The organism is Pyxidicoccus sp. M15 (assembly GCF_056858435.1).
The window spans coordinates 11,877,331-11,901,573 of record NZ_CM166495.1 but is presented as its reverse complement, the minus strand read 5'-3'; the positions used below and the strand labels follow the sequence as shown (position 1 = coordinate 11,901,573).

Sequence of the window (24,243 nt, the reverse complement as noted above, 5' to 3'; positions counted from 1 at the left end):
ATGGCCCCTGTCTTCCTTCTGCTTGTACGCGCCCAGGATGGCGCAGAGGTGTCTTGATGCACGGAGCACACGAGGTCCTCCAGGCCATCGCCATCGTCCTGTGCGTGGCGGCGGTGACCACCGTCCTGTTCCAGCGGCTGCGCCAGCCCGTCGTCCTCGGCTACATCCTGGCCGGCCTGGTCGTCGGCCCCTTCGTCCCCATTCCCCTGGTGGCCAACCCGGAGGTGGTGACGACGCTCTCGGAGCTGGGTGTCATCCTGCTGATGTTCTCGCTCGGGCTGGAGTTCAGCCTGCGCAAGCTGTTCTCGGTGGGCCTGACGGCGGGGCTCACCGCCGTCATCCAGTGCGCCATCATGATCTGGCTCGGCTTCGTGGTGGGCCGCTCCTTCGGGTGGACGTCCCTGGAGAGCATCTTCACCGGCGCGCTCATCGCCATCTCCAGCACCACCATCATCGCCAAGGCCTTCGACGAGCAGGGCATCAAGGGACGCCTGCGCGAGCTGGTGGTGGGGGTGCTCATCGTCGAGGACCTCATCGCGGTGCTGCTGATGGCCACGCTGACGGCCATCTCCACCGGCGCGGGCCTGTCCATGGGCGACCTGGCGCTCACCACGGGCCGGCTGGTGGCGTTCCTCGTGGGCCTGGTGGTGGTGGGCCTGTTCATCATCCCCCGGGCCATGCGCGCCGTCGTTCGGCTCAACCGCCCGGAGACGACGCTGGTGACCAGCGTGGGCATCTGCTTCGCGGTGGCGCTGCTGGCGCAGGCGTTCGGCTACTCGGTGGCGCTGGGGGCCTTCCTCGGGGGCTCGCTGGTGGCGGAGTCCGGCGAGGAGAAGGTGGTGGAGCACCTGGTGCAGCCGGTGCGCGACATGTTCGCGGCCATCTTCTTCGTGTCGGTGGGCATGCTCATCGACCCGGCGCTGGTGGTGAAGCACTGGGCGGCCATCGGGGTGCTGACCCTCGTCGTCGTCGTCGGGAAGATTCTCGGCGTCACCCTGGGGGCGTTCCTCACGGGCAACGGCACGCGCACGTCCGTGCAGGCGGGGATGAGCCTGGCGCAGATTGGCGAGTTCTCCTTCATCATCGCCGGCCTGGGCCTGTCCCTGAGGGCGACGGGCGAGTTCCTCTACCCGGTGGCGGTGGCCGTCTCCGCGGTCACGACGCTCACCACGCCCATCCTCATCAAGGTGTCCGGCCCGGTGGCCAACTGGGTGGACCGCAAGCTGCCCAAGCCGCTGCAGACCTTCGCGACGTTGTATGGCACCTGGGTGGAGCGGCTGCGGGAGGCGCCGCCGAGCCAGACGCGGGGCGCGGTGGTGCGGCGCGTCGTCCGGCTGCTGCTGGTGGACGCGGCGCTGCTCATCCTGCTGGTGATTGGCACGTCGCTGGCCGCCAGCAAGGTGGCCCTGTTCGTGGAGGAGCGCACGGGGGTGGACCGGACGCTGGCGGGCCACCTCATCATCGCGGGGGCCGTCATCCTCGCGGTGCCGTTCCTCATCGGCATCGTCACGCTGGCGCGCCGGATGGGGGCGCTGCTGTCGGAGGCGGCGCTGCCTCAGCGGACGGATGGCAGGGTGGACCTGGCGGCGGCGCCCCGGAGGCTGCTGCTCGTCACGCTGCAGGTGGTGACGGTGCTGCTCGTCGGCGTGCCGGTGGTGGCCATCACCCAGCCGTTCATGCGGGGTGCGACGGGCCCCCTCATCATCCTCGCGATGCTGGTGGCGCTCGGCATCGCCTTCTGGCGCGGCGCCACCAACCTGCACGGCCATGTGCGCGCGGGGGCGCAGGTCGTCGTGGCGGCGCTGGCCGCGCAGTCCCACTCGAAGGAGGCGGGGAGCGAGGCGCACGCCCTGGATGACGTCCCCAGGCTGCTGCCCGGCCTGGGGGAGCCGGTGCCCGTCCGGCTGGAGGCCGCGAGCGCCGCGGTGGGCCGGACGCTGGCGCAGCTGAACCTGCGCGGGCTGACGGGCGCGACGGTGCTCGCCATCCAGCGCGGGGCGGAGAGCGTGTCGGTGCCCACCGCCAGCGAGGTGCTGCGCGCCGGCGACGTGCTCGCGCTGACGGGCACGCACGACGCGGTGGAGGCGGCGAAGAGCCTGCTGGCGCAGGGCCCCGTGCTCAGCGCTTCACCGCATACTTGAAGATGACGTAGAGGGCGCGCACGCCGTCCTTCCAGCCAATCTTCTTGCCCTCTTCATAGGTGCGCCCGTGGTAGCTGATGGGCACCTCGAAGACGCGCCAGTTGCCGCGGGCCACCTTGGCGGTGATTTCCGGCTCGAAGCCGAACCGCTCCTCCTCCACGTCCACCGAGCGCAGCACCTCGGTGCGGAAGGCCTTGTAGCAGGTCTCCATGTCCGTGAGGTTCAGCCCGCTCGTCATGTTGGAGAGGGTGGTGAGCGTCTTGTTCATCACCGTGTGCCAGAAGTACAGCACGCGCCTGGGCGTCCCCGTGAAGCGGCTGCCGAAGACGACGTCCGCGTCCCCGTCGAGGATGGGCTGGATGACCTTGGGGATGTCGCGCGGGTCGTACTCCAGGTCCGCGTCCTGGACGATGACGATGTCCCCGGTGGCCTCCGCGAAGCCGCGGCGCAGCGCCGCGCCCTTGCCCTGGTTGGTCTCCTGGAACAGCACCCGCACCTCGTTGCGGTTGTGGGGCGTACCGCCCAGCACCCCCACGCCCTGCTCGGCGAGCTGGCGGAGGAACTCACGGCTGCCGTCCTTCGAGCAGTCGTCGATGAGGACCAGCTCCTTCGGGAAGTCGACGGCGATGCAGCGGCGCAACAGCTCCGCGAGGGTGGGAATCTCGTTGTAGACGGGGATGACGAGCGACACGAGCATGGCGGCTCGCGCCTCTACCCCATTTCCCCGCCTTGGGCGAATGTCCTGCACCCACCGCCCGAAGAGCCAGGGGGGTGACGCGCCTTGCGCGGTTTGCATGAAATACCCTGATGCCTCGGCGGAGGGTCCAGGGGGGGCCTGCTGACCGTGCGGCAAGCCCGGAGCGAGCCATGAAAGACCCACTGGCACATGTGGGCCACGGAGTCCTGTCCGCGCAGGCCCTGCCGGGAGCCATGGAGGGGTGGGGCACGGGCCTGAGGGACCTCCTCTACGGCGCCTGGTACATGCCGCACGGCCACTGCTACCTGTGGCGGCCGGACCTGGTGGCGCTGCACGTGCTGTCCGACGCGTTCATCGGTGCCGCGTACCTCTTCATCTCCTTGACGCTGTACGCGCTGGTGCGGCGCATCCGGCTGCCCTTCGGGGGGATGATTCTCTCCTTCGGCGTCTTCATCGGCGCGTGCGGGCTGACGCACCTGATGGAGGTGTGGAACGTGTGGAACTCGGCCTACTGGCTGGCCGGGGGCGTGAAGGGGGTGACGGCGGTGGCGTCGGTGGCCACGGGGCTGTACCTGCTGCCCTTGCGCCGCCAGGTGGCGGCAGTGGTGGACTCCGCGCGGCTGTCCGAGGAGCGCCGGGTGCAGCTGGAGACGAGCAGCCGGGAGCTGGAGGCGCTCTACGCGAAGCTGAAGGCGTCCGAGGCCCAGCGCACCGGCTTCTTCGCCAACGTCAGCCACGAGCTGCGCACGCCGCTGGCGCTCATCCTGGGCCCGGTGGACCGGCTGCTGGAGCGCGGCGGGCTGGGCGCGGAGGACCGCCGGGATTTGGAGGTGGTGCGGCGCAACGCGCGGGTGCTGATGCGGCACGTGAATGCGCTGCTGGACGTGGCGAAGCTGGACGCGGGGAAGATGAAGGCGTCCCACGCGGAGACGGACCTGGCGCGGCTGGTGCGCCTGTGCGCGGAGAACTTCGAGGGGCTGGTGGCGGAGCGGCGGCTGGACTTCTCGCTGGATCTGCCGGGCATGCTCCCCGCACAGGTGGACCCGGAGCAGGTCCAGCGGGTGGTGCTCAACCTGCTCTCCAACGCGGTGAAGTTCACCCCGGAGGGCGGCTCCATCCGCGTGGCCCTGGGCGCGGAGGCCGGCTGGGGCCGGCTGGTGGTGGAGGACAGCGGGCCCGGGGTGCCGCCCGCGCTGCGCGAGGTCATCTTCGAGCGCTTCCGCCAGGGCGAGGGCGGCACCACGCGCGAGTTCGGCGGCACCGGGCTGGGGCTGGCGATTGCGCGCGACTTCGTGACGCTGCACGGCGGGCGCATCCGCGTGGAGGAGCGGCCGGGCGGCGGGGCGCGCTTCGTGGTGGACCTGCCGCTCCTGGCGCCCTCGGCCACGCAGCTGCGCTCCGTGCCGGAGCCGGACACGCTCCCGCTGGCGGCCCGGACGGAGGTGGACGTGCTGCGGTCCACGGAGGACGCGCCGGTGGCGGTGCCGGAGGACCCCTACCGCCCGCGGGTGCTGGTGGTGGAGGACACGCGGGAGATGCGGCGCTTCGTGGCGGAGACGCTGGCCCAGGACTTCCGGGTGGCCACCGCGGCGGACGGCGAGGACGGGCTGCGGCAGGCGGAGGCGCTGCGGCCGGACGTCATCGTCAGCGACTTGATGATGCCGCGCATGGGCGGCGACCAGCTGGTGCGCGAGGTGCGCGCGAGGGCGGGGCTGGAGTCCACGCCCATCCTCATGCTCACCGCGCGGGCGGACGACGCGCTGCGGGTGGACCTGCTGCGCGCGGGGGCGCAGGACTACCTGGTGAAGCCCTTCCTGGCGGAGGAGCTGCTGGCGCGGGTGTCGAACCTGGCGGTGGTGAAGCGCACGCGCGAGGTGCTGCAGGGGGCGCTGGATGCGCGCACGTCGGACGTGGAGCTGCTGGCGCGCGAGCTGGGGCTGCGCAAGCGCCAGCTGGAGGCGGCGCTGGAGACCACCAGCACGGCGCGCGAGGCGGCGGAGCGGGCCAGCGAGTCCCGGAGCACCCTGCTGCGACTGGTGTCCCACGAGCTGCGCACGCCGCTGTCGGTGCTGCAGCTCACCCAGCACGCCTTCCTGCGCGAGGTGGGCCCGCTGAAGCCCAAGGCGTCGGAGATGTTCGAGCGGATGGCGCGCTCCACGCTGCGGCTGCGGGACATGACGGAGATGGTGCTCCAGTACAACCAGCTGGAGCAGGGACGGCTGGTGGTGCGGCGCGAGCCGGTGGACCTGGTGGAGCTGGCGGAGGAGGTGCTGGGCGAGGTGCGCTGCGAGGCGGACCGCAAGGGGCTGAAGCTGGCCCTGGCGCGGCCGGCGGGAAAGGCGCTGGCGCAGACGGACTCGCGCATGGCGCAGCTGGTGCTGCTCAACCTGGTGATGAACGCGGTGAAGTACACCCAGGAGGGCGGCATCCACGTGGCGGTGGAGGTGGTGGCGGACGCGCGGCGGATGCGGGTGCGCGACAGCGGCCCGGGGATTCCGCCCGAGGCACAGGCGCGCGTCTTCGAGCCCTTCCAGCACCTGGAGCCGCTGGACCACAAGTCCAAGCCGGGCGTGGGGCTGGGCCTGACGCTGGTGCGTGAGCTGGTGTCCGTGCTGGGCGGGAAGGTGTCGCTGAAGTCGGAGCCGGGCGTGGGCAGCGAGTTCGTCGTCGAGCTGCCGTCGTAAACCCGTGATTCTCGGTTTCTGATAATTCAAGTTGATCATCCCTGGGGGGATTTTCTAGTTTCGTGACGCTTCCCGAGTGCCCACCCGCTTCACGGAAACGAGAACGAGATGAAGAGGCTCTTCCTGTGTGCAGTCGCGCTGTCGATGGCGGTGGCCTGTTCGGACGGGCCGGCGGGGCAGGCGGAAGAGGCGGAAGGCTTCGCGCTCCTCCAGCATGACGAGACGACGCTGGAGGCCACGTACCGCGCGGGCGGCGCGTCCGTGCGCGCGCTGGTGGTGGAGACCGAGTCCAAGGTCGTGGAGGTGACGTACGACTTCGGTGACCCGGTCATCGGGTTCCACATCGACTACAACCAGGGCGTGGGCAGCTTCATGCCGACGGGCGCCCCGCTCGACGTCGCGCAGGCGCAGCTGATTGAGCCGCTGCTGGCGGGCATCTCGAAAATCGTCCCGCAGGACGGTGCCACGCCGCGCACGCGCGTCGAGGACGCCGCCATGCGCCAGACGAGCTTCATGCAGATTGTCCCGGTGGGCGAGGTGCTGACGGCGTACGAGTACGTGTCGGAGCGCGGCTGGGTCCACCTGTCGTGCACGTGCGGGACGCAGTACATCGGGTCCGGCTACTACCGTCAGGCGGGCCGGGGCTGCGGCTGCAACGGCGGTGACAACGGCTGCAAGGGGCGCTGCGGTCAGGGCTGCGGCATCACCAGCACCCCGCCGTGCGTGGGCACGACGGCGTACACGCAGGACTGCGCCAAGCACGACTACGGCCTGGGCAGCTTCGCTGCCGCGTCCGACGACTACTCGTTCGCGAGCAACAACTGCAGCTGCAGCGGCGTGGGCACCTGCTACTGAAGCGATGTCCGGGCGCTGCCGGGCCGGCGACTCATTTTGTCTGGATGTTCCCGGCCTTGAGCCGTTGCTCGAGGTCGGGGACAGCGGAGAAACGGAAGGCTCGCCCCACCTGTTTCCTTAGCAAGAGGCCCGCCTTCTCCAGGTCGAGCAGGTCCTGACGGGCGGTCTGGTACACGACGCCGTGCTCCCGGCGATAGGGCTCGATGGTGTATTGGGCGCCCGGGTGACGAAGCGCATGGGCCAGGAGTGCTCGCTGGCGGTGATTGAGGTTCTCGCCGGCCCGCAGGAGTAGATCCACCTCCTGCAGCTCCTTGCTCTTCCGGTCGAGGTACGCATAGAGGTCCTGCGTTGCCCTCTTGATGACGTCCAACTGGTGGAAGAGGAAGTAGGTCAGGTCGGCGCTATCGGTCTCCGTGTAGAGGAAGGCGCGGCTGTATTGGGCTGGTGCCTTCTGGATGATGCGGGAGATGGAGAGGAACTCGGCAATCCAGTATCCCTGCCGGAGCATGCTCCAGTAGAACAGCGCGCGGGCCGTACGACCGTTGCCGTCGACGAAGGGATGGTCGTAGGCGAGCATGAAGTGAAGTGCGATGGCCCGAACGACGGGATGTACGAACACATCTCCGGCATCCTGATTCGCGAAGGCACAGAGCGCCTCGATTCGCTTGGGGAGCTCATTCGCGTTGGGTGGCTCGTGAAGGACCTGCCCATCGCCGATATCCAGCACCGTGACGAGCTCATCCGGGCGCCTCAGCCTGCCCGCCTCGCCGGGCTCCAGGGTGCCTTCGGTGATGACTTCGTGTAGCTCCAGGAGGACGGCCTTGGTCAGCGGCTCATGCGCCTTGCGGCGAAGCAGCTCCATGGCCTGATAGTTGTTGAAGATCATCCGCTCGTCCTTCGTTCGCGGCTGCCTCCCATGGAGAAGCATGTCCTTCGCGACACGACGAGTCGTCGATGCTCCTTCGAGCTGGCTGGAGGTGATTGCCTCCTCCATGAGGGAGCGGATGATGTAGCGATCTCGGACGTCCTTGTTGGCCAGCTCCGGGTCGACCATCTCCAGTCGACCGCCCATGCTGCGGTCGATGTGATGCAGCGCGAGCAGCAGGCCATCGGTTCGTGCGAACTGGAACTTGCGCCCTGTCTTCTCGGTGAGGGGAAGCTCGGTTCGGAGAACGCTCCTGGCGAGGCTGATGCCGACCCACCATTCCTCGGGCGTCATGCCATCAGGGGGCTGGCGCCGCCGAAGCTCGTCCCAATGCAGGTAGGCGCCTTCGACTTCCGGTTTGATTCCGCGCGAAAGTAACTGCCCGAGTCTTTCAGGCCCTCTATCGAAGATGGCCCGCATCGCCTCTTTGGGGTTTGGAGGAGCAGGAGGAATCTTCACGAGTACTCCGAACTACTAATCTAGTTCCTATTAGTAGATCCCTAGTAGATGCGCTCTGCGACTACTAATCTAGTTCCTATTAGTAGATCCTTAGTAGATCCCAGTGCTACTAGGCTCGTTCCTATGAATGTCGCCCGAGCAGCCACCAGGCGGCATTGACCGTCCTGGGAAGGGAGGGCCTACGAGCGCCTGGCCGCCAGGATGGGGACTGCGATTCCGCCCATCCTCTCTTGACCCATTGGGTTTGGAGCATCGTGCGCTCGACATTGAGCAGCCCCATTGCTCGCGGGAGAGGAAAACCACATGGCCCGCGTGGGAGCCCTATCTCACCCGTGCGGCCCGTACCCTCAGACACTCCGCTCGAGCTCCTCGAGCGTGCGCGGGGCCTCACGCTGGCCCGAGCGCACCTCGCGGATGATGGTGAGCAGGGCCTGCGTCACCGCGTCCTTCGCGTCCATGTCGAGGGCCCGTGAGGCCGTCGCGTCCGCATCCTCCACACGGCCCAGGAGGAGCTGGACCAGGGCGAGGTTCGCCACGAGCCCGGGGTCGGACGGGGCCGCGTTGCAAGCCGCCTTCGCCACGTCCTCCGCCTCCTCGAAGCGCTGCAGTCGCAATAGCTGCAGTCCGTACTCGCGCGCGACGTCGGGCTGGCCCGGCTCGAGGATGAACGCCTTCCCGAACACCTCCGCCGCTCCCGCCTCATCGCCGAGCGCCTGTCGTCCCTTGCCGGCCAGCCAGAGCGCCTGCCAGCTGTCGGGATCCGCGCGGTGGTGCTTCAGCAGGTCCTCCACGCCGAGTTCCACCTGGCGGCGGGCCTTCGCATCCATGGGCCGCGTCTCCTTCCCATGGATGTGCATGTACGGCTGCACGGCCTCCGAGCCGCGCTCGTAGAGGTCCCCGCGGAGCCGGACCCAGCGGCGCAGCTCCTCGAGCGCCTGGCGGTCCTCGTCCGTCGCCGAGGGATGGTTGAGCCCCAGGTCGACGGCCGCCTCCGCCGCGGCGGTGACGTCCATGACCAGGTGGGCGCCGGCCAGGAGGGCGATGGCCCCGGGCAGGTTGGTGAGCGCATCGCCGCGCAGGGCATCCTGGACGTGGCGCTCAATCACGGAGACGTACTGCTGCAGGACGTGCGCACGCGCCGCGCCGAGGGCCTCCTCCTTGATGCGCTGGGCGTACACCGTGGCCAGGTTGAGGCGCGGCGGCGCGAACTGGGGCCAGCTGTTGCAGACGCGCCGGAAGGCCAGCTCCGCCTCGTCGAGGCGTCCCTCCTGCCCGTGACGCGCGCCCTCCTGCCCCAGTGCCGTCGCCTCGGCGGGCTCGAGGAAGCGCGGCACCGAGAAGGTGCTGCACCCGGCGCAGTGCCACGCGTCCACCGCGAGCGGGTGCTCACGCCAGAGCGCGGGGTCTCCCTCCGGTCCGCCCGTGGTGAGCAGCACCTCCGCGAGCGGTGCACCGCAGCTCTTGCACGTGGGCGCTTCTCCCCGACTCGGGCCCTTCGCGCCCCAGTGGGTCTGGATGGGGAAGGAGAGCGCTATGTCGCGGTCTCGGAGGACGAGGACCTGGGGTTTCGACTCCTCGCCGGAGCCGAAGATGCGCTTGAGCCAACGGAGAACCATGGTTGGCAGCGTATGACACGGGCAACACCACCTCCAGGCAGTCACTCACCGCGCTGCTCACGTTGGTGCTGGGGGCCGTGGAGCACTCCGGGGTGATGCGCGACGCGGTGGGCAGCGCACGTACGAGCTCGTTGTGCGGCTCGCGCTCAGGGCAAATGGCGCGGACGTGCTTCCGCTGCAGGTGGCGAAAGCGGGACGGGTGCTCGCGGGCGCGGGCACCGCGGCCGGACTATCGCTCGGCGTCGCGGCGGGCGCGTCTTCAAGGTGGACACTACGGACCCGCTGTAAAGACGGGCCACCGAGGGCGCGGGCTCGGCGGGAGCAGCCGCACCACTCACCGCGGGCTCGACCAGCACGAGGCCCCGCACCCGCTCCGGATGCGCCAGCGTGAAGTCGAGCGCCACGCGTCCGCCCTGTGAGCAGCCCACCAGCACCGCCTGTCGCTCGCCCAGCGCATCGAGCACCGCGCGAAGGTCGTCCACGTGGCTGAAGGGCTCGGCCACCCCGTGGCTCTCTCCGAAGCCGCGCCGGTCATACGCGAGCGCATGGTGCGTGGGCGCGAACGCCGCGAGCTCGGCACGCCACATCCTCCGGTCCGCCACGCCCGCATGCAGGAACACCAGCGCTGGCCCGTGCCCCGCGTGTTCACCTGCAAGGCGCGTCTGCCCGTGTGCCACCTCGAACCGCTCGTGTGCCGTCATGGGCCCAGCATGTTTCGCGGCGCTCCCCGCGCCCTCACTCGAAACCAGGTGCACCGGTTCGGCCTGGCAGTCCATGCCCGGCGCGCTGCGGAACATCTCCCTGGCCGGTGAGGACTCCGTCTGGGGCATCCACGCCACGGGCATGGTCTACAAGTGGGTCCCGTAGTCGCGAGCGCGCAGGTGGCGCCATGACGTATCAGCCTGCTCACTGACACGTCATGGACGCGTTTCATGTCCTTCGACGCGAGCGCGAACCGGGACGCTCAACCCTGGGTGCTGGCGGGAGCCTGCTCGGGCGTCGACGCTTCGGCGCAGACCTGCGCGGCCTCCGCGTTGGAGGCGCTCTCCTTCGCCGCCACCTCGTCCTCCGACACCGAGGCGTCCCCACCCGAGAGCCCGCTACATTCACATGAGCCATAGCGATTGTTGATGCAGTAGCGGAAGGAGGCCGTGCCATCCGGACACAGGCACTCCATGACGTCGCCATCCATGCAGAATGCCCACGCACTGCCCGCGGGCAGAACCAGCGTTGCCGCCATCAACAGCCCTTGTACGAGCTTCCTGGCCATACGCGCACCTCGGGATGCGGAACCCGGTCGTCGGGCTCCAGCTTCATCATCCGAGGAATGGCGGCTCTGAAATATCAGGGGAAGCCCTGAGCGGGGCGCAGGACAGGCATGGGCGCTCTCCTGACAGCCGGGTGCGGGCCTACCCTTTGCGCATTCGCGGTCTCCGACGGAAGCTCACCGTGTCGCCGGGTCGTGGGCCGCATGGATGGAGAGGACGAGGGCGTGAGCCAGCTCGAGCTGAGATTCGGATCGCCGCATCACGGCTGGCTGCATGTGGAGCTTTCTGACAGCGAGCACCGTGTGTCGCTCGAAGTGTCGGACGTGCCGGGGGACTCGCTCGCGATGTTGGCGGCAGCGGCCCTGGACCTCGTCGCCGGGCGGAGAGAAGCCCGTGTGGTGTGGTTCCTGGAGCCGAGCGAGGCCATCTGGGACTTCCAGCGTGAAGGCGACCAGGTCTCGGTGCGAACCAAGACTCCAGGAACGGCGTCCGTGCTCATGGCGGGCGGCACCGCTGAGGACCTCTCGCTCGTCATCTGGCGAGCGCTGCGTCGTCTCGAATCAGACCCGGCATGGAGCTCCGCGAGCGATGGCCGTGTCTGGTCACACCCTTTTCCGCACCGGGAGGTGGCTCAGCTGGGAGCCGCGCTCGGACGCACGTCAGCGCCTCAACGGTCCTGAGTCGGAACCCCAAGCAAGGGAGCACCTCCATGCAACGCAAGGTCGCAGGTCTCATCGCCGTGGCAGCCCTCGTGTCCCTGGGCTTCCGTGACAGCCCGGGAGCGGAGAAGGCGGGTGGAATCCCGTTCGACGTGGACGCCGCGAAGAAGCACTTCATCCCGATGGACGTAGCGGCGGGCTACACCCGCCACTTCCGTGAGACGCGGGATGCACTCCACGGGCAGCACCCGGGGATGAAGGCGCGGCTCGCCATGGAGCAGTCCGAGAGCTTCAACCGCGACGCCATCGCCGCGCTGCTCAACGCGAGGGACGCCAGCGGCAATCCGGCGGCCGGCGTGCGCATCTACCAGGGGCTGGATGCGGCGGGGCAGACGCGACTGGTGCTGGTGCCCTACGACGCGCGTGGCAATGACATCCTCACGAGGCTCTCGTCGCCAGGGGACACCGCCGTGGCCGGCGTCTCCGCGGAAGCAGTGGAAGACGGCGCCCTGTGCCCACCCCGCTGTCCCCCGGAAGACGAGAGTCCTCTCAGCGTGGATTGAGCCCGCGTATCCGCGAGCGAGGGTGAGCCGACGGCGGCCCGTCTGGGCGTGGATGACCACCCAACGGGCCGCCCCTGCTGCACGACTCGACGTCAGTACCCCTCCGCGCAGGCGAGGTAGAAACGCGGTGCTACTGCCGGCAGGCCGGCGTGGTGATGCAGTTGCAGCCGTTGGACAGGCCCGCCTGCAGGTCCCGCAGCTTCTCGTCGTAGCAGGCGAGGACGGCGTGGTCACAGACGCCGAAGCCACCCGGGAGCTCGGCGAAGTGGCTGTTCATGGCCACCGCGTTGTCGAGCGCGAGGTACAGGTCCGAGCAGCTCGAGTTGAGGTTCTGCCAGTTCTCCGTCTGCACGCCCTTCGGCCCGCTGTAGTCGCGGATGTAGCAGAAGTAGCTCGTCAGGCCCGTCGCGCCTCCCGTGCACCGGTCCGTGGGCACCTCGCCGATGCCGTTGTTCTGCACCTCCAGCAGCAGCTCACCGCCGAAGGTGAGCTGCGGCTTCGCATGGTTCTCCAGCAGCTCGCGCACGCCCCACGGTGAGGCGTTGGACCAGACCTGGGTGCGGCACTGGTCGGCCGAGCTGCTCACGGTGCAGCCGGGCTGCACGACGTCCCACTTGTTGATGGCGAGCGCCGTGCGGCGGGACGTGCCGAAGACCTCGCGGTGCACGTCGATGGCGCGCATGTGGCAGTCCAGGTCCGTCTGATGGGACAGGCCGGCGTTCGCCAGCCGCTGGTGGGTGTAGCCCTTCAGCTGCGCCCGATAGAAGGGCTCTGCGTACGCCGTCATGCAGGCGGAGTCGACGACGGTGGTGACGAGCTGGTCCAGCGTCCTGCCTCCGTACAGCGTGGAGTTCGTCAGCAGCTCGTCCTGGAGCGCGCTCATCAGCTCCCGGTACTCGGCCATGTACGCCTGTGACCAGAAGAACGGCACGCAGTTCGCGCCCGCCGGGTAGTAGCCGCCCACGCCCCCTTGCGTGGACACGGAGCAGTCCACGGCCGAGCCCTCGGAAGTCGCCGGAGCATTGACGTACTGCGGGCCCGCGCCGTCGTTCGCCCGCTTGACGAAGGCAGGCGCGGCGATGCCCGCCATGATGCGGAGCTTCACGTTGGACACCCCCGTCCCGCTGGTGACGCTGGAGATGGCCTGCCGCAGCGGCTGCCAGTCGAAGACCTGGTCCGCGGTCTCCAGGTCCTCCCAGTCCAGCATGACGATGGCGCTGGAGACGTAGGTGGCGCTCGTCGGCGGCACTCCGGAGCGGGTCATCGTCCCCGCGACGGCGGCCGGAGGTTGCCGGTACACGAGGTTGACGGAGAGCCGCGCGAGCTTCACGGCACCCGCGGTGTTGGTGAGCGTCACCTTCACGCGCAGCGGGCTCAGCTCCGTCAGCGTGCGCGACGTGGCGACGTTGGCCGAGTAGTCCGCCGTCGTCGTGACGCCAGCGAGCGTCTGGGTGACGGTGCCCAGCTGCGTGGCGCCATCGAGGACGTCGAACTGGAGCGTGCCCGAGGCGGCGGTGGTTCCCACGTTGCCCGTCCGGGCCGTGATTTCCACCCGGGTCAGCGTACCCGCGGGCGCGGCGGGGAAGCCGAAGGTGACGTTGCCCGTGCTGAAGCCGCTCCTGGCCCGCACGAAGCTCTGGTCGGACGCATCGATGACCTTCGCGTAGAGGGCCGCCGTGGAGCCGTCTCCCGCCGTGACGTTGGAGCTGGACACGTCCGACGCCGGGCTGAGCGGCGCATCCGCGATGAGGGCGGAGGTGACCTGCGCCATTTCCACATTCGAGGAAGCCGTGCCGCCACAACCCAGGAGGGCGAGCAGGGGAAGGAGCCGGAAGGAAGGCTGCGTCATGCGGTGACGTCCAGGAGTCAGGGGGGAGGGGAAGATTTCCAGCCCACGTCGTTGAGCCGTCATGAGTCTACCCATCTCTTCCTTCCGCGCATGGCTGGGCGCCCTGGCGCTCGGCTGTTGCACCTTCGGGGCCCTGCCGGCGCACGCCATGTGCACGACGCAGGTCGGCGCCTCGCTGCGCATCAAGACCTGGAACCTGAACCTCCAGGTGGCGCCCAACAACACGGAGCTCAACTACGGCAGGTCCCACACGGCCCGGGCCAAGGACATCGCGCTGCAAATCCTGGCCGAGGACCCGGACGTCGTGGTGCTCAACGAGGCCAACGACGACGCCGCGCGTGACGTGCTGGTGAAGGAGCTGTTCAACCGCTACCCGAACTACATCTACACGCTGGACGAGCACGACACCGACAACGACAGCGGGCTGATGCTCTTCTCCAAGTACGGCTTCGCCGCACTGGACAAGACCATCAACGAGGAGGGCTTCCAGGAGACGTGGCACGACCACTACTACGACGACAACATCGCCAGCTGGGACATCTACACCAGCGACAACACCAACGGCGCGGACGCCTGGGCCAACAAGGGCTTCGCCCTGGTGCGCATCCTCAACGAGTGTGACGCCTCGCTGCCCTTCAACGTCGGCTTCACCCACATGCAGTCCAGCCTGCCGGACGTGGAGGCGTGGCGCTGGTACGAGGACTTCGACGACCGCCGGGGCCAGCTCCAGACGATGCGCAGCATCATCGAGGGCTCCATCAGCGCCTCCAAGCGCAACGTCCAGCCCATCTACATCGTGGGCGACTTGAACATCGACGGCAGCCGCCACCACGAGAGCGCCTTCCGCCCGCCCTTCGTCCCCGTCTGTGACTACGACGTCGTGGGCAACCTCTACTGCGACGGGGACCCGGACCTGGACGCGGTGACGTGGAAGCCGTTCACGGAATGGCAATACACCTTCGAGCAGACCTCGAATGACCACGGCGGTTACTGGGCCTGCAAGAACAAGCCGTGCACCTATGACCCCGTCGCCAGCACCGGCACCTTCTTCGTCGACAGCTGGGCGTACGAGACGTCGCCGCTGGACGTGGGGCAGACGCACTCGTCCTCCAACAACGGCGGGGCCACCGAGTTCACCGGCCCCACCGACGGCGAGCGGCTGGACTACATCCTCCACAACAAGCCCGTCCCGGACAAAGCCAACCGCGAGCGCGAGTACTGCACCCAGCACCTCACCCGCGCGGTGCAGGGCAAGGAGTGGTCGGACCACGTCTCCCTCACCATCGACGTGAACCGGGCGGCGCCCCGGTGCAGCCCGCACCCGCGCAAGGTGGACGACGCGAACAACCCCACGCCCGGCGTCACCAGCCCGAATGGGCCGGAGCCGGTGGCGTTCAACCTCCAGGACCCCAGCTCGCCGCTGGCGAAGACGGTCACCTTCACGGATGGCCTGCTCACCTTCCCGGGCAGCATGCAGTGGTACGTGCTGGACCAGGCGGAGCCCTTCCGCGTGACGATGACGGGCTCGCACGTGAGCTGGGCGGTGTACCAGGGCAGTGACTTGTCCCGGCCGCTGGCCCCCTTCGACGGCGAGTGCGAAGAGGTGAAGGAGACCCGCTCCTTCCAGTGCACCTATCCCGCGTCCAAGCCGCCGTACTTCGTGCGCGTCTTCGCGGTGGACACCCAGGCGGCGGACCCCGCCGCGAAGCCGGACCGCACGCTGGGGAACCTGCCGTACAAAATCTCCTTCCACCGCTTCGACTGCTCGTCCCCGGCCGAAGCCTGCCCGCTGGAGCCCGCGGTGGCCCTGACGCGAACCTGGCCCGAGCAGCTCCTGGGGGCGACCGACACCATGTTCTTCAAGTTCGTCACCGAGCACGACCGGGGGAACCAGCCGCCCAAAATGACCTTCCACGTCCACACGACGCTGGCCCCGGATTCGACGGACCCGGTGGTGTTCAACCCGTCACCCTACAGCGCCGCGCTGGCGGACAAGAGCAACGTCCTCATCCAGAACGGCATCGCGTCCGTGGAGCCGTGGAGGGCCTTCCAGAACGGCAACGTGCTCGTGCACACCGCCGGGGCGGGGAAGCTGCCCGGCACCGCGAACTTCCTGCCGGAGAAGTACCTGCTGCGGGTGAAGCGCGACAGCGTGTACCAGACGAAGGCCCTCGACCTGAAGGTCTGGTTCGAGACGTCGCTGAGCTACTTCCACCCGCTGCAGATTGCCTGCGAGGTCGAGGAGACCGACGCGGGAGGCGACGACATCTGGACCCGCTTCGTCTTCGACGGGCCCAACGCGAAGTCCGACTGCCGCCAGTCCAGCAGCGCGGCGTACCCCGACTGCCTCTGGGTGTCCCGCTACTACGACGGCGACGGGTCCGTGGATGAGGCGAACGAGATGTACGACGGCTCGCTGCTGAACGAGGCGGGCACCGGCAACCCGGACCGGGCCCTGCCGCACGCGCTCACCGGCGCCTTCCAGAAGGCCGTGGTGCCCAACCTGTGGCAGGACGGCGAGGGAATCGGCGGCGAGCAGTACTTCCAGCCCAAGCCCAACATCCTCCAGATTCCGGCGCTGCCTGCCACGCTCGCGGACAAGGACGCGTCCCCCGCGGGGAAGTACAGCTGGCGCGCGGACGACGACGAGTACTGGTACGACATGGTGTACCGCGTGAGTCACTCGCGGCCCGCCTGCCACGTGGGCCCGGATGACGGCTGCCCGTCCGGCACCTCCTGCAAGGCGGGGAAGTGCCAATGAGCCCTCCTCCGCGCCCGCGCTGCTCTCCGCTCTCCGTCTCGCACTCCCGCGCTGTCCCCAATCCCATGCGAACCGTCCTGCCGTGGTGGGCCCTGGCCCTGTCGATGCTCCTCTCCCTCCAGGCCTCCGCCGCGACGCGGATGCCGGTCATCGACCGCCGCGTGGAGCGACCGGTCGCCATGGTCAACCAGCATGGGCAGACGTCCTGGCTGGAGCGCACCATCGTCTTCCCCGTGGGCACCAACGCCCTCGAGTTCGACTACTTCGTGGACTCCGAGGCGGGGAAGGACTTCCTGCGCGTGTATGTGAATGACCTGGTCAACCCGGTGTGGTCGCTGTCCGGGCTGAACCGCCGGGGCCGCCAGCGGCTCAACGTGGCCGCCAGCGGCAACGTGGTGGTGCGCTTCGCCTACCAGAAGGACGCGGCCGGCACCGAGGGCACGGACACCGCCTGGGTGGACGACGTGGCGGCGTTCTCCTCGGGGGGCAAGGGCCGCTTCGAAATCCACCGCTTCGACGCGCTGACGACCACCGTGCCCGTGGGCTGGGCGGCGGCGGGCTTCGGCGGCGGTTGGCGGCCGAGCACTCCGGGGGTGCAGCAGAGCGCCGCGCGGCCGGTGGTGCAGGCGGGGCGGCACGGCACCACGTCGTTCATGGAGCGCACCGTCACGTGGAGCCCCATCCTGTGCAACCCCACCTGTCCGCCCTGGAAGGGCGCGCTGGAGTTCGACGCCTTCGTGGACTCGGAGGCGGGGGACAGGCTCAACGTCTACATCTACGACGCGGTCGCTCCGACGCCGGGCGTGCCGGTGTGGTCGTCGTCCGGGCGCAACCAGGCCCACCACATCCGGCTGAACGTGGGCGTGGGCACGAAGAAGGTGCGCTTCGAGTACGCCAAGGATGGCAGCGGCAGCGCGGGCCTGGACACCGCGCGCGTGGACCGGGTGGTGGTGCGCGGGGGCTGGGGCCGCGTGGTGGAGGAGCATGACTTCTCCGGACGCACCCCGGACACGTCGCCCATCCGCGTGGGCAGCGGCCCGGTGGAGTGGACGGGCGGAGGCACCTACGGCGGCTGGACGGTGGTGCGCGCCACGCCGAATACCGCCTATGTCCCCGCGCAGTCGGTGGGACAGGCCTGGGCGGGGGACTGGGCCGTGTTCGCGGAGCCGGTGGTGGATGGCGTGGTGCGAGGCTCGGACCTGAAGAACGCCACGCGCTTCCTGGTGGTGGACCAAGGCAACCCGGTGCATGCGCCCACCCAGGTGTCGCTCGTGCACTCGAAGGACACGGGCACGCTGTACGCGTCGCTGAAGCTCGCGGGCAATGGCGCGGCCGCGGGTATCGAGGGCGGCACGGTGACACTGTGGCTGGATGATGGACGGCTCACCACGCTCCAGGGGCGGGGCTGCACGGCGAGCCCCGCGTCGCCCGGGCCGGAGGACCGGCGCATCCGCTTCAGCTACAGCATCCCCTCCGGAGGAACGGTGGCGACGGTGACGCCGCAGGTCCAGGGGAAGGGGACGTGCGCGGGGACCTTCAACACGGCGCTCAGTCCGGAGATGTGGGGCTGGGAGGCGCGTGTCTCGGAGCCCTCGAATGACCTGGGCACCGTGCACGTGGAGGTGCGCGTGCAGCTCCCGCCGGGGGCGCTCGCCGAGCAGCGGGTGGGCCTGGGGTTGAAGCACGAGCCCACGTTTCCGGGCGGCGCGCTCGTCCGCCTGCCCTTTGGTGACGACGGTGTGGGGCCCACCGAGGGGGACGTGCGGAGCTGGGAGACCGTCAGCCTCGCGTACACGGAGGGCGTCCCCGAGCTGTCCGAGAACCCCTATCCGGCCTGCTGCTACCCGTACCCGAGCCGGCCCGGCATGGCGGGGTGGTAGGCGGCCACCGGGGGCCCTGGAGTCTGCCCCTTCCGCGTGCGCGACGATGGCGCGCGGACGTGCTACCCCAGGCCCATGCACCGCCCCCGCCGACCCGCCGCCGCCCAGGAGGGGCCGAAGCCCGCCGCCGCGCCCTTCGAGTTTCCTCCTGGCGCCGCGTTCACCTGGCACTCGGAGAGTGACGAGCCCGCGCCCACGCGCCTGTCGCCCGTGGATGACCGGCTCAGCGCCGACACCGCGCTCAAGCGCGTCCGCCGGGGCGAGTTCCTGCGCTACACCGGCGACTTCCACAACGCGAAGCAGCTCCTCGGCGCGCTGGGCCGGCGGCTCGAGCGGCCCTCGCAGGCCCGCTCGCCGCTGGAGGCCTTCCGGGCCGAGCGCCGGGCGCGGCAGCTGGAGCACGCCACGCTGTCGCGCATCGTCGTCGCGCTGGACCGGAGCTACCGCCTGGAGCTCGCGCGCGCGCCGGACGTCTCCCTGGCGTGCCGGCAGGTGTGGGGCGAGCCCACGGAGGTCTTCACCGTCGTCCCGCTCAAGCAGCTGTTCGGCATGCTCGGGGCCGCGGAGTGGCGGCGCAAGGGCCTGGCCGTCCCCGGCCTCAAGGGCCTGCTCCATCCGCACTACGGCGTCTACCTGCCCACGCGCACCGACTACGTGGAGCTGCTGGCGGCCGTGAAGGACGTGAAGGGCAAGCGCGTGTTCGACGTGGGCACCGGCACCGGCGTGCTCTCCTTCCTCCTCCTGCAGCGTGGCGCGGTGTCCGCGCAGGCCACGGACTGCGACTCCCGCGCGGTGGCGTGCGCACGGGAGAACGCGGAGCGGCTCGGCCTCTCGCAGCGCTTCCAGGTGGCGGAGGCGGACCTGTTCCCCGAGGGGAAGGCGGACCTCGTCGTCTGCAACCCGCCGTGGATTCCCGAGCCGCCCAAGAATCGCGTGGACCGCGCGGTGTTCGACGAGGACAGCCAGTTCCTGCGGCGCTTCCTCGAGGGGCTTCCCGCCGCGCTCACTCCGGGCGGCGAGGGACTGCTGATTCTGTCGGACCTCGCGGTGCTGCTGGGCCTGCGTCCACCCGGGTGGCTGGAGGAGCAGTTCGCGCGCTGCGGCCTGACGGTGGCGTGGCGCAAGTCCACCCCGGCGCGGCACTCCAAGGCGAAGGACGCGGCGGACCCGCTGCACGCGGCGCGCTCGCGGGAGGTCACCACGCTCTACGGACTGGTGCCCGGGACTCCGTAGGCACCGCGGCACGCCGCGCCCTCCGGCGCGGGCCGTATGGGGCCCGCGCGGGAGGTGCTTGCTCAGGCCTTGATGTAGCGCTCGAACACGGCGCCGAAGTCCTTCACGTGGTACTTCTGCTGCGCGCCGGTGAGCCAGGCGAAGGCGGCCTGGTTGAGCTCCTTGAAGGCCTCCACGGTGGGCGTGGCGCCCGCCGAACCGCGACCGAGGGTGGAAGACGCGACCTCGACGCTGGCCTTGGCGTGGCCGAGCAGGATTTCATTCTCACGAACCAGCTCGGAGATGCGGAACAGCGCCTTGTAGAGGTCCTTCACCTGCTCGAGCTGCTTCTTGTGCACGTCGATGGAGAAGTCCTTGTTGCCGAGGTGGAACTTGATCTCCACGTCCATGTCCATGTTGCCGGCCGTCTCCAGCATCACGTTGGAGATGGGATGGGAGCCGTAGCTGTAGCGGCGCAGCATGCGCTTCTTGCTGGCGGCGCTGGTGCCATCCAGGTGGATGAGCGCCTTGTTGGTGAAGCAGTACTCGTCGGACTTGGACTTGATGAGGAAGAAGATCTTCTCCTGGTCCTCGTGCATCACGTAGTCGTCGGAGTCCACCTTGTCGTAGTCCGCCGGAGCGATGACCGTGCCGATGTCACTGAGTCCGAGGGCATCCGCGGCGAGCTTCCCAAACATGTCGTTCTCCCAGAGGGTGTAGACCCGGTTGTTGTGATGTGGGCGTGACGCCCACCCCACGATAGGCGAGGCAGACCCTTCTTAAACGGGCCTTCGGAACGACGAAAGGGGCCAGGGCTCCCGACCCCATGGCCGCAACCTCCGACACGCCACTGACTTCGCGCACGGGAGGAGAGCGCGAAGCGGTGGGGTTTCGCCTGAGCGGCACGGAGCAGGGCGCTCACCGGCGCAGCGTCAGCGGCAGGCGCGCTCCCTCGCGGGACAGGTAGACGCGAGAGGCGAGGCGGCTGCCGTCCCCGGAGGGACGCAACACCGCCTGTCCTCTCAGCCCGGACGCAAGCCGCAGTGAGCCCAGCAGCTCCATGCGGGCCTCGGGCCCGTCGTGCTCCACCTCCAGCACGCACAGCCGCGAGCGGCAGTCCACCCGGGCCAGGCGGGAGCCGGTGAGCTCCGGGGCGCGGAAGGCCTCACCCAGCTGCGCCTCGGTGCGTCCCGCCCACTGCGGGTCGCGAGGCTCCGTCGCGGCCGCCGCCTCCAGCTCGGCGTCCAGCTCGGCCAGCCGCTCCTGGTGGGCCTGTTCCGCCGAGGCCTGTGCCGCCGCGTCGGGCCGTGCGCCCGGCTCGGTGGGAGCCGGGCCCGCTTCCGGCGACGGCGGAGGGGCGGCCCGTGCGACGTCCACCCCTTGCGACCGGCGGGCCTGCTCCTGGCGCAGCGACGCCAGCTCCGCGCGCAGGGACTTCAGCTCCTGCGCCAGCTCCGCTGGGGCCCGGTCCCCGTGAGGTCCCGGGGGCGGTATGGACGCCTCCAGCTCAGCCCCCCCCATGCTCCACACGATGGCGGCGGTCATGATGACCACGGCCAGACCCAGGACACCCCAGCGGACCTGTCGCATCGGCGGTTACTCCGAGACCAGGATGCTGGAGATGATGGAGGCGAGCGGGGTGCCGCTGGAGGACGTCCCGGGGACGCGGCAGCGCACGCTCACGTAGCCATTCGTGCCGGCGAAGACCGAGGGCAGGTTGATGGAGAGGTTGTCCGTCATGGGGACATCGAAGATGCCGCCGCCGGTGCAGTCGCTGTCGTCCGTGATGGGCGTGCCATCGGCCTGGGCCACGGTGGCGACGCAGCAGATGTCGTCGCTTCCGTTGCCATCCACCACGTTCACGGTGACAGTCATGTCCTCCGTCAGGGCCGGGAAGATGACGTTGCGCTGAATCGGGCAGACGACCTCGAGCGCGCTGGTGGACTGGTTGAGGAGGCGGCCGCTGCGGTAGATGGTCGGCGTGCCGGAGCCCGAGATGCTGATGGGGGTGCACAGCGCGCCCGGGTAGGTCGCATTGCCAGCGGCGGCGGGCAGGGCGCCCAGCAGGGCGAGGGCGACGACCGACTTCGAGATGAATCCGTGGGTGTTCTTCATGGGGAGTTCCTCGGGGCACAGGTCTCCGGTGTAAAGCCGCGTCATGCGGTCCGGGGAGACATGCGTGAGGACTCCTTGAGCAACCGTGATGCCAACGCGCGGAGGCGACGCTTCCCGAGGGGACGGCCGGCCAGGAGCAAACCTTGCTCAACTGGCGGTCCGCGTCGATGCAGCGCCTGCCTCTTCGTGCAGGAGTTGCATTCCTCCTCTCAGAATCTCACTCCGGCCGTGCAGAAGCGGAGGTGCAGCGGCTGAACCCTCTCACACGACGACCCGCCGGGCTCCCCTCTCCTCGAAGCCTCGGGAGTGCGCGAACCGCGGTCTCCGCGGGGGGGCTATGGACTGTCGTCTCGAGTCGCTGGGCCCGAGGTGGCAGGGCGTTTCGGAGTCATGGCGGGGAGGTAGCACGCGCCCTTGTACTCAAACCCCTCCCAATCATCACAGTCCTTCACGTCCACGGGCAGCTTCCTCCAACATCCGCCATTGATTGCGACCTGCACCTTGCCGGGACAGCGGCCGGTGACGTCCGGGCGCCGCTGTCCTGGTATGGGTTTGGGTGGCAGGTCTTCCGCGATGGGTGACCACACGGAGGGGGCTCGCTCGGGCGCCACCGGCGCCGTCAGCGCGGAGTCCCCGACGGCCACGGTGCCGGCATCCGGTGACTCTTCCTGCTCCGCGAGGTGGGACGTCGCGGGCTCCTCGGTGCGACTCACGCTCAGCAGCCCCCCGGCGCTCAGCGCCAGCGCGCCTCCGAGGCCGGCGGCCGCGAACCAGGGCCACCGCTGCATGCGAGGACGGGGCTGCACCGTGACGCGCTGGAGGCCGGGGAAGAGGCTCGCGGGCCGCCGCTCTCCTCCGGTGAAGAGGGGCTCATCCGCCTCGCTTCCCGCGCAGCGCGCCGCCTGCTCCAGCGCTTCCGCCACCTCCCGCGCGCTGCCTCGTACCTCGGGGTGAGGCGAGAGCATCCGGGACACCAGCGCGCTCAGCTCCGGGAGGCAGCGGGGGTTGCAGACTCGCGCCGTCCAGCGCTCCATTTCCTTGGGGCGCCAGAGCCAGTCATCCTCATGCCGCGGGTGCGCTGACGGCGGGTACTTCTCTGTAATGAGTCGATAGGCCGTGACACCCAGGGCGAAGAGGTCATCCGCGGGCCCCGGGGGATATGCGACCGCCGGGAGCTCGCGGGAGCCGAAGACGAAGCGCCACGCCTCCGGCGAGCGGTAGGGCGTGGTGCCGGGAGGAAAGAGCTGCGAGGTCAGCGTGGCGGCCCCCACGTAGTGTCCGGAGCCGAAGTCCAGGAGGAAGGGCTGCCCGTCCGCGGGCCGGACGCGGACATTGTCACCCTTCACATCGCGGTGGAGGCCTCCGGCGGCGTGGGTGGCGTCCAGGGCGCGGGCCAGCCGGGCCAGCAGCCCAAGCACCTGCCGCGAAGACGGGCGCTGGGCCTGGGCCCAGTCATAAAGCGGTGCGCCCTCGACCCATTCCATGACGAGCCAGGGATAGGACACGCCCTCCCGGGGCTGCCAGTGGCCCTGGTCAATCAGGCGGGGGATGGCGGGGTGATGGATGCGGGAGAGCAGCTCGGCCTCGCGCGCGAAGCGCGCATCCTCAGCGTGCAGGGCCAGCTTGAGGGCCACGGGGTAGGCGGACTGCGACTCGGCGAGCTCGGCGCGGTAGACGAGGCCGTAGGTGCCCTGGCCGCGCTGCTCCAGCAGACGCCACGGGCCGAGTCGCATCTCGAGGAGAGGGCTCGCCGGATTGAAGTCGTCAGACGCCATGAGGTCCCTCGTGTGGCGGTCCGCACCGCGCACGAGGAGACTACTCGCGAGGTAGGTGAACTCCAACGCCATCCAGCAGGTGGACGACGGCCCTCCACACCGGACTGACGAGAGGAGCCCGGACAGCCGCAGGTGAAAAGGTGTCGGGCTTCATGGTTCGTCGGGTGTCAGCGCCAGGAGCCGCGCCCCGGGGGCTACTTCTCGCGGGTGAGCGAGTTGTTCGTGCCGCGCGTCTCCTGCTTCGGCTCGCCCCGCTTCCACGTCACCTTGTTGCCCACGCCCATGACGGTGATGGCCTTGGCGGTGTCCACCTTCACCTTGTTGTTGTTGCCGGACACCAGCACGTCGCCGCACTCGCCCGACAGCTGGAAGTCATGGCTGGTGCCGGCGATGTCCACGCCCTGCCCGGCATTGCAGCTGACGGCCTCCTTGCGCATGGCGCCGCTGACCTGCAGCCGGCCTTCCGCGTTCGTCTGGACCGATGACGCATCCGCGCCCAGCTGGGGGGCCATGGCCTTCGCCGCCGCGTCCTGGGCCGCCGTGCCGCCGTCCTTGCCCGCCTTGTTGCTGCCCTGGGCCCCCGCTACCAGCGGGCTTCCCAGCAGGCACGCCACCAATCCCGACAGCACCAGCGAACGTCCGTTCTTCGGCATGGGTGTCTCCTCAGGTTCAGGACCGCGTATGGGCGAGGCATGTCGCGCTCCACCCCGGACGGAACATCCAGGTCCCACCGCATGTATTCACCCGCCCTGGTCAACCGACCGGTGGGCGAGGGGCCAGTCAG

General features: G+C 69.5%; 19 protein-coding genes. 8 read left to right on the top strand and 11 right to left on the bottom strand.

Annotated features, from left to right (window positions below; translation table 11 throughout):
* Positions 1–56 precede the first annotated feature (56 nt).
* Positions 57–2,141 carry a monovalent cation:proton antiporter family protein gene (locus ACX9TP_RS44160; RefSeq protein WP_482976718.1) on the top strand — a complete coding sequence of 695 codons (2,085 nt, stop codon included), beginning with the start codon at positions 57–59 and terminating at the stop codon, positions 2,139–2,141.
* Here the strand turns inward: ACX9TP_RS44160 and ACX9TP_RS44155 are convergent.
* Positions 2,119–2,838, bottom strand: a complete 720-nt coding sequence (locus tag ACX9TP_RS44155) for a glycosyltransferase family 2 protein (protein ID WP_482976717.1) — start codon at positions 2,836–2,838, stop codon at positions 2,119–2,121. The two genes, ACX9TP_RS44160 and ACX9TP_RS44155, sit on opposite strands and share 23 nt — an antisense overlap.
* A gap of 170 nt (positions 2,839–3,008) precedes the next feature.
* Here ACX9TP_RS44155 and ACX9TP_RS44150 point away from each other — a divergent pair, with 170 nt between their 5' ends.
* On the top strand, positions 3,009–5,522 hold the full coding sequence (locus ACX9TP_RS44150) for an ATP-binding response regulator (RefSeq protein ID WP_482976716.1): 2,514 nt from the start codon (positions 3,009–3,011) through the stop codon (positions 5,520–5,522).
* Positions 5,523–5,630: 108 nt separating this feature from the next.
* A complete protein-coding gene (locus ACX9TP_RS44145) occupies positions 5,631–6,377 on the top strand; it encodes a hypothetical protein (protein ID WP_482976715.1) in 747 nt (248 codons plus the stop codon).
* Positions 6,378–6,408: 31 nt separating this feature from the next.
* Here ACX9TP_RS44145 and ACX9TP_RS44140 read toward each other — a convergent pair whose 3' ends face one another.
* The 4 genes from ACX9TP_RS44140 to ACX9TP_RS44125 all read right to left on the bottom strand — a co-directional run bounded on the left by ACX9TP_RS44140 (position 6,409) and on the right by ACX9TP_RS44125 (position 10,647).
* Entirely contained in the window at positions 6,409–7,761 is a 1,353-nt protein-coding gene (locus tag ACX9TP_RS44140; protein WP_482976714.1) for a Fic family protein, read from the bottom strand.
* A gap of 347 nt (positions 7,762–8,108) precedes the next feature.
* The gene (locus ACX9TP_RS44135; RefSeq protein WP_482976713.1) at positions 8,109–9,377 is read right to left on the bottom strand and encodes a hypothetical protein; all 1,269 of its coding nucleotides are present in this window, start codon (positions 9,375–9,377) and stop codon (positions 8,109–8,111) included.
* Positions 9,378–9,523: 146 nt separating this feature from the next.
* Positions 9,524–10,078: an alpha/beta fold hydrolase gene (locus tag ACX9TP_RS44130; RefSeq protein ID WP_482976712.1), complete on the bottom strand. Its 555-nt coding sequence runs from the start codon at positions 10,076–10,078 to the stop codon at positions 9,524–9,526.
* Positions 10,079–10,341: 263 nt separating this feature from the next.
* Entirely contained in the window at positions 10,342–10,647 is a 306-nt protein-coding gene (locus tag ACX9TP_RS44125) for a hypothetical protein (protein ID WP_482976711.1), read from the bottom strand.
* Positions 10,648–10,869: 222 nt separating this feature from the next.
* On the opposite strand from ACX9TP_RS44125, the gene ACX9TP_RS44120 reads away from it, so the two are divergent.
* On the top strand, positions 10,870–11,325 hold the full coding sequence (locus tag ACX9TP_RS44120) for a hypothetical protein (protein ID WP_482976710.1): 456 nt from the start codon (positions 10,870–10,872) through the stop codon (positions 11,323–11,325).
* 29 nt (positions 11,326–11,354) lie between these two features.
* Positions 11,355–11,867 carry a hypothetical protein gene (locus tag ACX9TP_RS44115; protein ID WP_482976709.1) on the top strand — a complete coding sequence of 171 codons (513 nt, stop codon included), beginning with the start codon at positions 11,355–11,357 and terminating at the stop codon, positions 11,865–11,867.
* Between the two features lie 130 nt (positions 11,868–11,997).
* On the opposite strand, the gene ACX9TP_RS44110 is transcribed toward ACX9TP_RS44115, so the two are convergent.
* Positions 11,998–13,716 (bottom strand): hypothetical protein, encoded by a 1,719-nt coding sequence (locus ACX9TP_RS44110; RefSeq protein WP_482976708.1) that lies wholly within the window; start codon positions 13,714–13,716, stop codon positions 11,998–12,000.
* A 61-nt stretch (positions 13,717–13,777) separates the two neighbouring features.
* Here ACX9TP_RS44110 and ACX9TP_RS44105 point away from each other — a divergent pair, with 61 nt between their 5' ends.
* The 3 genes from ACX9TP_RS44105 (at position 13,778) to ACX9TP_RS44095 (ending at position 19,590) form a co-directional block, all read left to right on the top strand.
* Positions 13,778–16,477 carry an endonuclease/exonuclease/phosphatase family protein gene (locus ACX9TP_RS44105; protein ID WP_482976707.1) on the top strand — a complete coding sequence of 900 codons (2,700 nt, stop codon included), beginning with the start codon at positions 13,778–13,780 and terminating at the stop codon, positions 16,475–16,477.
* 65 nt (positions 16,478–16,542) lie between these two features.
* Positions 16,543–18,357 (top strand): hypothetical protein, encoded by a 1,815-nt coding sequence (locus tag ACX9TP_RS44100; RefSeq protein WP_482976706.1) that lies wholly within the window; start codon positions 16,543–16,545, stop codon positions 18,355–18,357.
* Between the two features lie 75 nt (positions 18,358–18,432).
* Positions 18,433–19,590 (top strand): 50S ribosomal protein L11 methyltransferase, encoded by a 1,158-nt coding sequence (locus ACX9TP_RS44095; RefSeq protein WP_482982323.1) that lies wholly within the window; start codon positions 18,433–18,435, stop codon positions 19,588–19,590.
* 62 nt (positions 19,591–19,652) lie between these two features.
* Here the strand turns inward: ACX9TP_RS44095 and ACX9TP_RS44090 are convergent, their stop codons facing one another.
* The 5 genes from ACX9TP_RS44090 to ACX9TP_RS44070 form a co-directional block, all read right to left on the bottom strand.
* A complete protein-coding gene (locus ACX9TP_RS44090; protein WP_482976705.1) occupies positions 19,653–20,267 on the bottom strand; it encodes a PH domain-containing protein in 615 nt (204 codons plus the stop codon).
* A gap of 220 nt (positions 20,268–20,487) precedes the next feature.
* On the bottom strand, positions 20,488–21,159 hold the full coding sequence (locus ACX9TP_RS44085) for a hypothetical protein (RefSeq protein ID WP_482976704.1): 672 nt from the start codon (positions 21,157–21,159) through the stop codon (positions 20,488–20,490).
* Between the two features lie 6 nt (positions 21,160–21,165).
* Positions 21,166–21,684, bottom strand: a complete 519-nt coding sequence (locus ACX9TP_RS44080) for a hypothetical protein (RefSeq protein ID WP_482976703.1) — start codon at positions 21,682–21,684, stop codon at positions 21,166–21,168.
* 335 nt (positions 21,685–22,019) lie between these two features.
* Complete coding sequence (locus ACX9TP_RS44075; RefSeq protein ID WP_482976702.1) at positions 22,020–23,459, bottom strand: serine/threonine protein kinase; 1,440 nt, start codon at positions 23,457–23,459, stop codon at positions 22,020–22,022.
* Positions 23,460–23,653: 194 nt separating this feature from the next.
* Positions 23,654–24,112 (bottom strand): DUF3060 domain-containing protein, encoded by a 459-nt coding sequence (locus ACX9TP_RS44070; RefSeq protein ID WP_482976701.1) that lies wholly within the window; start codon positions 24,110–24,112, stop codon positions 23,654–23,656.
* Positions 24,113–24,243: the final 131 nt, after the last annotated feature.

What these genes read in the sequence shown, in the direction of transcription:
- ACX9TP_RS44160 (WP_482976718.1), top strand. Translation starts at nt 57, where the DNA reads ATGCACGGAGCACACGAGGTCCTCCAGGCCATCGCCATCGTCCTGTGC.
- ACX9TP_RS44155 (WP_482976717.1), bottom strand. Translation starts at nt 2,838, where the DNA reads ATGCTCGTGTCGCTCGTCATCCCCGTCTACAACGAGATTCCCACCCTC.
- ACX9TP_RS44150 (WP_482976716.1), top strand. Translation starts at nt 3,009, where the DNA reads ATGAAAGACCCACTGGCACATGTGGGCCACGGAGTCCTGTCCGCGCAG.
- ACX9TP_RS44145 (WP_482976715.1), top strand. Translation starts at nt 5,631, where the DNA reads ATGAAGAGGCTCTTCCTGTGTGCAGTCGCGCTGTCGATGGCGGTGGCC.
- ACX9TP_RS44135 (WP_482976713.1), bottom strand. Translation starts at nt 9,377, where the DNA reads ATGGTTCTCCGTTGGCTCAAGCGCATCTTCGGCTCCGGCGAGGAGTCG.
- ACX9TP_RS44130 (WP_482976712.1), bottom strand. Translation starts at nt 10,078, where the DNA reads ATGACGGCACACGAGCGGTTCGAGGTGGCACACGGGCAGACGCGCCTT.
- ACX9TP_RS44125 (WP_482976711.1), bottom strand. Translation starts at nt 10,647, where the DNA reads ATGGCCAGGAAGCTCGTACAAGGGCTGTTGATGGCGGCAACGCTGGTT.
- ACX9TP_RS44115 (WP_482976709.1), top strand. Translation starts at nt 11,355, where the DNA reads ATGCAACGCAAGGTCGCAGGTCTCATCGCCGTGGCAGCCCTCGTGTCC.
- ACX9TP_RS44110 (WP_482976708.1), bottom strand. Translation starts at nt 13,716, where the DNA reads ATGACGCAGCCTTCCTTCCGGCTCCTTCCCCTGCTCGCCCTCCTGGGT.
- ACX9TP_RS44105 (WP_482976707.1), top strand. Translation starts at nt 13,778, where the DNA reads ATGAGTCTACCCATCTCTTCCTTCCGCGCATGGCTGGGCGCCCTGGCG.
- ACX9TP_RS44100 (WP_482976706.1), top strand. Translation starts at nt 16,543, where the DNA reads ATGCGAACCGTCCTGCCGTGGTGGGCCCTGGCCCTGTCGATGCTCCTC.
- ACX9TP_RS44095 (WP_482982323.1), top strand. Translation starts at nt 18,433, where the DNA reads ATGCACCGCCCCCGCCGACCCGCCGCCGCCCAGGAGGGGCCGAAGCCC.
- ACX9TP_RS44090 (WP_482976705.1), bottom strand. Translation starts at nt 20,267, where the DNA reads ATGTTTGGGAAGCTCGCCGCGGATGCCCTCGGACTCAGTGACATCGGC.
- ACX9TP_RS44085 (WP_482976704.1), bottom strand. Translation starts at nt 21,159, where the DNA reads ATGCGACAGGTCCGCTGGGGTGTCCTGGGTCTGGCCGTGGTCATCATG.
- ACX9TP_RS44080 (WP_482976703.1), bottom strand. Translation starts at nt 21,684, where the DNA reads ATGAAGAACACCCACGGATTCATCTCGAAGTCGGTCGTCGCCCTCGCC.
- ACX9TP_RS44075 (WP_482976702.1), bottom strand. Translation starts at nt 23,459, where the DNA reads ATGGCGTCTGACGACTTCAATCCGGCGAGCCCTCTCCTCGAGATGCGA.
- ACX9TP_RS44070 (WP_482976701.1), bottom strand. Translation starts at nt 24,112, where the DNA reads ATGCCGAAGAACGGACGTTCGCTGGTGCTGTCGGGATTGGTGGCGTGC.